Origin of the sequence: Streptomyces sp. NPDC001933, assembly GCF_042890955.1 — a bacterium.
Lineage (GTDB): Bacteria > Actinomycetota > Actinomycetes > Streptomycetales > Streptomycetaceae > Streptomyces.
This window is the reverse complement of record NZ_JBIASS010000017.1, coordinates 74,624-82,730: the sequence shown is the minus strand read 5'-3', so window position 1 is coordinate 82,730 and position 8,107 is coordinate 74,624. Positions and strand designations below refer to the sequence as shown.

At 71.1% G+C, this 8,107-nt stretch carries 8 protein-coding genes and 1 pseudogene; 5 read left to right on the top strand and 4 right to left on the bottom strand.

What is annotated here, in order from left to right:
* The first annotated feature begins 3 nt into the window (after positions 1-3).
* The 5 genes and pseudogenes from ACFYY7_RS33055 to ACFYY7_RS33035 all read left to right on the top strand — a co-directional run.
* Positions 4-219: an MbtH family protein gene (locus tag ACFYY7_RS33055; RefSeq protein ID WP_388667511.1), complete on the top strand. Its 216-nt coding sequence runs from the start codon at positions 4-6 to the stop codon at positions 217-219.
* Between the two features lie 9 nt (positions 220-228).
* Positions 229-1,476, top strand: a complete 1,248-nt coding sequence (locus ACFYY7_RS33050) for a cytochrome P450 (protein ID WP_388667510.1) — start codon at positions 229-231, stop codon at positions 1,474-1,476.
* A 30-nt stretch (positions 1,477-1,506) separates the two neighbouring features.
* Positions 1,507-2,265 carry an SRPBCC domain-containing protein gene (locus tag ACFYY7_RS33045; RefSeq protein WP_388667509.1) on the top strand — a complete coding sequence of 253 codons (759 nt, stop codon included), beginning with the start codon at positions 1,507-1,509 and terminating at the stop codon, positions 2,263-2,265.
* On the top strand, positions 2,265-2,465 hold the full coding sequence (locus ACFYY7_RS33040) for a hypothetical protein (RefSeq protein WP_388667508.1): 201 nt from the start codon (positions 2,265-2,267) through the stop codon (positions 2,463-2,465). Before ACFYY7_RS33045 ends, ACFYY7_RS33040 begins: the two co-directional genes overlap by 1 nt.
* A 182-nt stretch (positions 2,466-2,647) precedes the next feature.
* Positions 2,648-2,779: pseudogene (locus ACFYY7_RS33035) on the top strand (peptidase C39 family protein); the annotation flags it as partial.
* A 151-nt stretch (positions 2,780-2,930) separates the two neighbouring features.
* On the opposite strand, the gene ACFYY7_RS33030 reads toward ACFYY7_RS33035, so the two are convergent.
* The 4 genes from ACFYY7_RS33030 to ACFYY7_RS33015 all read right to left on the bottom strand — a co-directional run bounded on the left by ACFYY7_RS33030 (position 2,931) and on the right by ACFYY7_RS33015 (position 8,078).
* Positions 2,931-4,304 carry an alkaline phosphatase gene (locus ACFYY7_RS33030; protein WP_351264711.1) on the bottom strand — a complete coding sequence of 458 codons (1,374 nt, stop codon included), beginning with the start codon at positions 4,302-4,304 and terminating at the stop codon, positions 2,931-2,933.
* A gap of 212 nt (positions 4,305-4,516) precedes the next feature.
* On the bottom strand, positions 4,517-5,965 hold the full coding sequence (argG, locus tag ACFYY7_RS33025; RefSeq protein ID WP_351264708.1) for an argininosuccinate synthase: 1,449 nt from the start codon (positions 5,963-5,965) through the stop codon (positions 4,517-4,519).
* A 116-nt stretch (positions 5,966-6,081) separates the two neighbouring features.
* The gene (locus ACFYY7_RS33020) at positions 6,082-7,464 is read right to left on the bottom strand and encodes a hypothetical protein (RefSeq protein ID WP_388667507.1); all 1,383 of its coding nucleotides are present in this window, start codon (positions 7,462-7,464) and stop codon (positions 6,082-6,084) included.
* Positions 7,461-8,078, bottom strand: coding sequence for a type VII secretion system-associated protein (locus ACFYY7_RS33015; RefSeq protein WP_388667506.1), 618 nt, complete (start codon positions 8,076-8,078; stop codon positions 7,461-7,463). The genes ACFYY7_RS33020 and ACFYY7_RS33015 overlap by 4 nt, the downstream gene beginning before the upstream one ends.
* Between the last annotated feature and the right edge of the window lie 29 nt (positions 8,079-8,107).

Genomic DNA, 8,107 nt, shown 5'->3' with positions numbered 1-8,107 from the left:
CCCATGAACAACCCCTTCGACGACCAGGACGGCACCTTCCTCGTCCTCGTCAACGACGAGAACCAGCACTCGCTCTGGCCGCAGTTCGCGGACGTCCCGGCCGGCTGGACCGTCGCCCACGGCCCCGACACCCACGCCGCCTGCCTGGAGCACGTCGAGCAGGCCTGGACCGACATGCGGCCCAAGAGCCTCGCGGCAGCCATGGACGCCCAGCGGTAGCGGGCCGACGTGACCTCCACCGGAACACTGGACGGTGCCCGCGACGCCGCGGGCACCGCCCGGCCCGACGACCTCGCCGCGGCCCTGTTCACCCCCGAGGCCCGGCGGGACCCGTACCCCTTCTACGCCCGCATGCAGCGCGAGGACCCGGTCCACCGCAGCGCCCAGGGCGTCTGGTACCTCACCCGGTACGCCGACGTCGAGGCGGCGCTGAGCGACCTGCGGCTGTCCAACGACCGGGACCGGATGACCCGCGCCTACAGCGCGCTCGGCGGCGACCTCAAAGCCCTCAGCCGCCTCACCGAGCGGCTCGGCCGGGTGATGACCAACACCGACCCGCCGGACCACGCCCGGCTGCGCAAACTGGCCAACAGGGCCTTCACCGCCCGGCGTGTCGAGGCCCTGCGCGACGGCGTCCGGCGGATCGTCGACCGGCTCATCGACGAGGCGGTCGCGGCCGGGCCGACCATGGACCTGATCGAGGCGGTCGCCTCCCCGCTGCCGATGTCCGTCGTCTGCGAGCTCTTCGGCATTCCGGTCGAGGACCGACCGCAGGTCAAGAGCTGGTTTCGACGCTTCGGCCGGCTCAGCGAGGACATCGACAAGTCCGAGGCGGCGATCGACCAGTACGAGGAGTACCTGTCCGGGCTCATCCGGCAGCGCCGAAGTGAACCGGGCGACGACCTGATCAGCGCCCTGGTCGCCACCCAGACGCAGGACGACCGGCTCACCGACTCCGAACTGCTGTCCACCTGCTTCGTCCTGATCACCGCCGGCGACGAGACCACCACCCACCTGATCGGCAACGGAATGCTGGCCCTGCTGCGCCACCCGGACCAGCTGGCCCGGCTGCGTGCGGACCCGGGCCTGATCCGCGGCGCCGTCGAGGAGCTGGCCCGCTACGACACGGTGACCCAGGCGATCGTCCGGGTCGTCGCGGAGGACTTGGAGATCGGCGGACGGACGCTGCGGGAGGGCGAGCTGGTGTACCTGTTCCTCGGCGCGACCAACCGAGATCCCGAGCGCTTCGAGGGACCCGACCGGCTCGACCTGTCCCGCCCCGGCAACCGGCACCTGAGCTTCGGCCACGGCCCGCACTTCTGCCTCGGCGGGCCGCTGGCCAAGCTCCAGGCGGAAGTGGCCGTCGGCACGCTGGTGCGCAGGCTCCCCGAGCTGCGGCTGGCCGATGGGGCGGTGCTGGACTGGCGGAACAACCCGCTGCAGCGGCGGCTGACCGCCCTCCCGCTCGCCTACTGACACGTGAACGACGACGAAGGAGAACCGACCATGGCCCGAGAGTTCGAGGTCCGCCGGGAGCAGGACCTGCCCGCCCCACCCGACCAGGTCTGGGACGCGGTCGCCACCGGCCCCGGCAACCTCGGCTGGCTCTATCCGATGGAGATCGAGCCGCGCGTCGGCGGAAAGGTCACCCGGGGAGATGCCACCGTCGTGGCGTGGGACCCGCCGCACCACTTCGCTGTGCGGGCGACCCAGGACGGCGGGTTCTCCAACACGCTCAGCTACCGCATCGAGTCGGCCGACGGCGTCACGAGCCACCTGCGGATGGGAATCCACTGGGTGCACACAGGCATCGTCGACGACGCCTGGAACTGGGACGCCAAGACGGACGTGGCCGAGAAGTACGTCGACTTCCACCAGCACGCCCTCGCCGAGTACCTCCGGCACTTCGTCGGCCGCCCCGCCGTCTACGTCAGGTCCCAGCGCCCCGAACCCACCGCCGACCCGGCCGACTTCGCCGCCCTGCGCCGCCGCCTCGGCCTCGCCGACGACGCGGCAGTCGGCGACCGGTTCACGCTCCTCGCCCCCGGCCCGGACGACGACCCCGTGGAGGTGGTCGTCGACTGGCTCAGCACCGACTTCGTCGGCCTGCGAGGCCCGGACGCCCTGTACCGGTTCTTCAACGGCAGCACCTGGAACGTGCCGATCTGGCTCGGCCACCACCTGTTCGCCGAGCACACCGACGAGCAGCAGGCCACCAAGGCGTGGACCGCCTGGCTCAACGACACACGAGCCCAGGGGCTCTGATGGAAACCTCCACTCAGACACTGCTCTTTGCCGCCGAACTCATCGAGGAGAACGGCACCTATGCCCTCGTCGTCCAGGACGTGAGGAGGGGCACCGTCCAGACCACCCCGGTCCCCAAGGCCATGGTCGACAAGCTCCCGACCTTCCTCTCGGCGCTCACCGCCAAGCTCAACCCGGTACCGCCACGCCGCCGCTGGTAGCTCGGGCCCGCGTCGAACCCGGAGATTTCCGGTTGGCCGGTGGACCGGAACGGACTCCAGTGGAACTCAGCACCAGGTCGGCACGGGAGGGAGGCGCGCTCGGTGACGTCACGCACTCCAAGCCTCTGACCTGCTCATTTTCGTGGGAGGGTGACGCATATTACGCGGCACCCTCCCATTTGGAGAACATCTGGCTCCGCACCGAGCGCTACGACGCGAACGGCAAGGTCAGAAGCGGTACGGGCGGGGTCTGTTACCTCTACTGGCCCGCAAATCCGGCACCGAGTCAGCGCCGCGTCCTGGGGTCGTTCGGCCCGCCGCGAGCATGTGCGGCGCCACGGCCGCCTCGGCCACCTGACGGCAGCGTTCCCGCCCGTCCTGGGCGAGATAGCCGTATTTGTCCACCGTGACTCCGTCGGCGAGCAGCTCGTGCCGACGGGGCCGCGGGACGGTTTCCCGGGTGGTTCAGCGCACCCGGAGCGCCTCGCGGAGGGTGGTGAACAGGTCGGTCTGGTCGGTGACGCCCAGGACCCGGTAGGCCTGCGGGCCCTGGGCCGCGATCCGGACCTCGGTACCGGTGTGCTCCTGCGACTGGCCGGGCGTGTTGGTCGAGTAGTTGACCTTGATCTGCTGGCCCTCGTCGGTGACCAGCGTGGAGGTCAGGCCGGGCGGCTGGGCCTCCAGGGGCACGATCTGGCTGCTGTGGCCGTGGTCGGCGGTGGTGACGACGAGGGTGTCGGGGTGCTTGGCCGCGTACGCGCGCGCCGTCTTCACCGCGCGGTCGAACGCGGCGGTCTCGCCGATCTGGCCGCACGGGTCGGCCGCGTGGTCCTGCTTGTCGATCGACGCGCCCTCGACCTGGAGGAAGAAGCCCTTCTTGCCGTGGTCGCGCTTCTGCTTCGCCTCCAGGAGCTGGATGGCCTTGGCGGTCTGGTCGGCGAGCTCCGGGGTGCCGGCGGGGCGGTTCGGGTTGGAGGTGACGCAGCGCTGCGGGTCGGTACCGCCGACCGCGGCGGGCTTGCCGGTCCACTCGGTGGGAACGTTGCCGGGCGCGAAGAGGCCGAGCACCGGCTTGCCGCCCTTGACCGCCTTCAGGGAGGCGTTGTCGGTGACGACCTGGTAGCCCAGCTTCCGGGCCTGCTCGGTGACGGTCAGGCCCTTGTACCGGCCCTCGGTCACCTTCTGGTCGAAGCGCTGCTTGCCGCCGCCGAGGAGGACGTCGACCTTGTGGTTCACGCTCTGCTCGGCGATGGAGCCGGGGCCGCCCTTGGCGATCGTGTCGGTGGGGCACTTGGCCATGTCGGCGGGGCCCTGGCAGGAGCGGTCGGTGGCGTGCGAGGCGAGGACGGCCGGGGTGGCGTCGGTCAGCTCGGCGGTGGTCACCGAGCCGGTCGCGTACCCGCCCTTCTGCGCCAGTTCCAGAATGGTCGGTACGGCCTTGTCGGTGCCCGGAGTCTTGGAGATCCGGCCGTTGACGGTCTTCACGCCGGTCGCCCAGCCGGTGCCGCTGGCCGCGGAGTCGGTGACGTAGTCGGGGGTTCCGTCCGCGTGCACGGCGTAGGTCGTGTACGCACCGGTCAGCGGGAACTTGTCCATGTCGAGGCGGCCGGCCGCACCCACCGTGTAGTCGCGGGCGAGGGTGATCTCCGAGTCGCCCATGCCGTCACCGATGAGCAGGATGACGTTCTTCGCCTTGCCGTCCTTGATGGCGGCCTTCGCGTGTTCCTTCGTGCCGGACGCACCGGCCGTCGCCGTGAGGGCGACCGCGGCGGTGGCGGTGGCGACGACGACCGCGCCGGTGGCCATCAGGTGACTGCGGGAAAGGCGCTGACTGGGCATGGAATCTCCTTGATCCGGCCGGCGGGGAGCACCGGCGTGGATCACCTCATCAGCGGTGCGTGAACCATCGGTGACGTGGAAGCCGCGTCCGTCCTGCCGGGACATGGCATCGGGAGCACGTGCCGTTCTCCGTACGCCGACGGGCCCCGGCGGAAGAAAATCCGCCGGGGCCCGCTGTCCGGATGCGTACGGCCGGTGGCCGGGGTCCGGTGTCAGTCCGTGCCGGACTCCATCGCGGCGCGGTCCAGCATCGTCTCCTCGTCCGTGGCCTCGCCGCGGGAGGCGATCGCCTGGGCGCCGCCCTGGTCCATGGCGCCGATCAGACCGGTCGAGGCGGCCTGTGCGGCGCCGATCGGCGTCGGGTGGCCGCTGCCGACCAGGCCCAGGCCCGCGTACTGCTCGAGCCGGGCACGGGAGTCGGCGATGTCCAGGTTCCGCATGGTGAGCTGGCCGATCCGGTCCACCGGGCCGAACGCCGAGTCCTCGGTCCGCTCCATCGAGAGCTTGTCCGGGTGGTAGCTGAACGCCGGGCCCGTGGTGTCGAGGATCGAGTAGTCCTCGCCGCGCCGCAGCCGCACCGTCACCTCGCCGGTGACGGCCGCGCCGACCCAGCGCTGGAGCGACTCGCGGATCATCAGCGCCTGCGGGTCCAGCCAGCGGCCCTCGTACATCAGCCGGCCGAGGCGACGGCCCTCGTTGTGGTACGCGGCCAGGGTGTCCTCGTTGTGGATCGCGTTGACCAGGCGCTCGTAGGCGATGTGCAGCAGCGCCATGCCGGGGGCCTCGTAGATGCCGCGGCTCTTGGCCTCGATGATCCGGTTCTCGATCTGGTCGGACATGCCGAGACCGTGGCGGCCGCCGATCGCGTTGGCCTCCATGACGAGGTCGACCGGGGAGGCGAATTCCTTGCCGTTGATGGTCACCGGGCGGCCCTGGTCGAAGCCGACCGTGACGTCCTCGGTGGCGATCTCCACCGACGGGTCCCAGAACCGCACACCCATGATCGGCTCGACCGTCTCGACGCCGGTGTCGAGGTGCTCCAGGGTCTTGGCCTCGTGCGTGGCGCCCCAGATGTTGGCGTCCGTGGAGTACGCCTTCTCCGTCGAGTCCCGGTACGGCAGCCCGTGTGCGAGCAGCCACTCGGACATCTCCTTGCGGCCGCCCAGCTCCGTGACGAAGTCCGCGTCCAGCCAGGGCTTGTAGATCCGCAGGTGGGGGTTGGCGAGCAGGCCGTAGCGGTAGAACCGCTCGATGTCGTTGCCCTTGAACGTGGAGCCGTCGCCCCAGATCTGCACCCCGTCCTCGAGCATGGCCCGTACCAGCAGCGTGCCGGTCACGGCGCGCCCCAGCGGCGTGGTGTTGAAGTACGGGCGGCCGCCCGACCTGATGTGGAACGCACCGCAGGAGAGCGCCGCAAGCCCTTCCTCGACCAGCGCGGCACGGCAGTCGACGAGCCGGGTGATCTCGGCGCCGTATGCGGAGGCACGGCCGGGCACGGACGCGATGTCGGGCTCGTCGTACTGGCCGATGTCGGCGGTGTACGTGCAGGGGACGGCGCCCTTGTCGCGCATCCAGGCGACGGCTACGGAGGTGTCGAGACCGCCGGAGAAGGCGATGCCGACGCGCTCGCCGGTGGGGAGGGAGGTGAGGACTTTGGACATGGCAAGATTATGCACCGCTTCGCATGATCATGCAACATCCGTCATTGTTGATCACGACGGGCCGGCCCCCGGCGGGGGCCGGCCCGAAGCGGCAGATCATCAGGGGCGGCAGATCATCAGGAGCGGCAGGTCACCCTCATCTGGGCGGCGGCGTGATGTGCCTTCTCCCATCCCTTCGACCAGTCGTCACCACGGTCGAGCAGCTTCACCCCGATCGTGGAGCCCTTGAGCGCGAAGGTGCCCGCGTCCACCCACTGGCCGCGGTGGGCGACCTGGTTGATCGTGAAGCTGCTGTACATGCTCGTACGGTCGTTGGCGTTCACCAGCACGTGGTACTTCGTGGGGTGCCCGCCCACGTACAGCGAGTTGTTGATGTTCGGGATGTACACCGAGATCTGGCAGGTGCGTGCCCCGGTGCCGGGCTTCCACCACCACTTGACGCGGCTCTTCGCGTCGACACCGGTGTCGCCCGACATGGGGACGGAGACGTAGCGGCCGTTGCAGCCGTTGCCCGACCAGCCGCCGGACGGGCGGGTGTACCAGCCGGCGCTGCCTTCGGAGAAATAGCCGTCCTGCTGGTAACCGCCACCGGCCGGAGTGGGGCAGCCAGGACCGGCGACGCCGGTGTACACCACGGTCGACTGCGGGGCGGCCTTCTCCGTGGTGCCGCCCGAACCGCTCGCCGCGCTGCCGGTGCCCTTCTTGTTCGTGGTGGTCTTCCCGGCCGTGGTCTTCGTGCCGCCACCGGACTTCCGCGCGGAGCTGTCGCCGTCCGCGGTGGTCCCGCCGGTGGAGCCGCCGCCCTCGTTGAGCGGGGTGGAGCCGTGTGCGCCGTCGGGGGAGGGGCCGCCGTTGGTGTTCTCGCCGTCCTTGCCGCCGGGCGTCTGCTTGCCGTTGGGCTTACGGGGCGAAGGCGCTGCCGACGCGAACGCACCGGGTATGTCTCCCTTGCCGGAACCCAGCAGGGTCCCGGGGGCCTCGCCGCCGCCTGCCGAACGCTTGCCGTCGTTGCCCCCACCGGCATTCACCAGGAAAGGGACCGCCACCAGCAGGACACCGGCGATGGCGGCGCCCGCCAGGACCGCCTTGTTCGGGCGACCCGTCCTCTCGGGAGCGTCGGCCGTGGTGGTGGCGGTCATGGTCGCGGTGGCTTCCGCCTCCGCATCGGACTCCGCATCCGCCTCGGCGGTCGCGGTCTCGCCCTCGGCAGCGGTGGCGGCCGGTGCCCCGTTTGCCGTCTCCTCCTCCTGTTCGTGCTTCCGCCCTGGCTCTGCCGCCGCTCCGGAGGTCTCGGCGGACGCCTCGGCGGGCTTCTGCGGTGCCTGGCCGGCTGTCTCTTCCGGAGCGGTGGACGGCTCTGCGGCCCCTGCCGTGCTACCGCCCCCGGCGGACGCCGCGCGAGCGGCCCGTACCGAGGTCTCGCCCGTGGCGGCCTCCGAGGTGGCGTGGGCCTCCGGCTCGGAGGCGGCCGCGGTTTCTTCGTTCCTGGACGTGGTCATGGGGTCCTCTGGGTGACGGGACTGGTGGGGAGTGGGTTGGACGACTCGGTGGAGACGGTGGCAGGCGTGGAGACGGCGGGACGGACGGCGTCGAGCACCTGGCGCGCGTCCAGCAGGATGCGTGCCGGGCCTGCCGGGTTGACCGAGAGGCGGACCTGGTCCGTGGGGAGGCCGCGCACCAGATCGGCGACGGCGACCGTGTCGTGCGCCAGGGCGCCCTCGAACGGCTGATGGGGTACGGCGGTGAAGAGCGGGATCGCGGGCGAACCGTCGGCACCGGAGACGGCCAACGGACCTCCGTCCGGCGCCCGGAGCACCGCCGCCTCCGCTGCTGCCAGCGCCTCGACGGCATCGCTCAGCGGGCCGTACCCGGTGACGGCCAGCTGAACGGCGGCATCGACCGGATCGGTCGGCTCGGGCCAGCCCAGGGCGAGTGGGGACGGCCGGTAGTCGTCGTTGGGCTGCCACTCCACGACCTCGCCGTCGAGCCCGGACCGCCATTCCCCGGCCACTGCCCAGGGCGGCGGGGCGGCATCGTCCGTCCAGGCGGGGTCGACGACGCCGATCCAGTGGTCCGGTGCCTCCCGCGCGGCCTCGCGGATGTGATCGGGCACGGGCGGTAGTTCCTGGCCGGCCGGTCCGT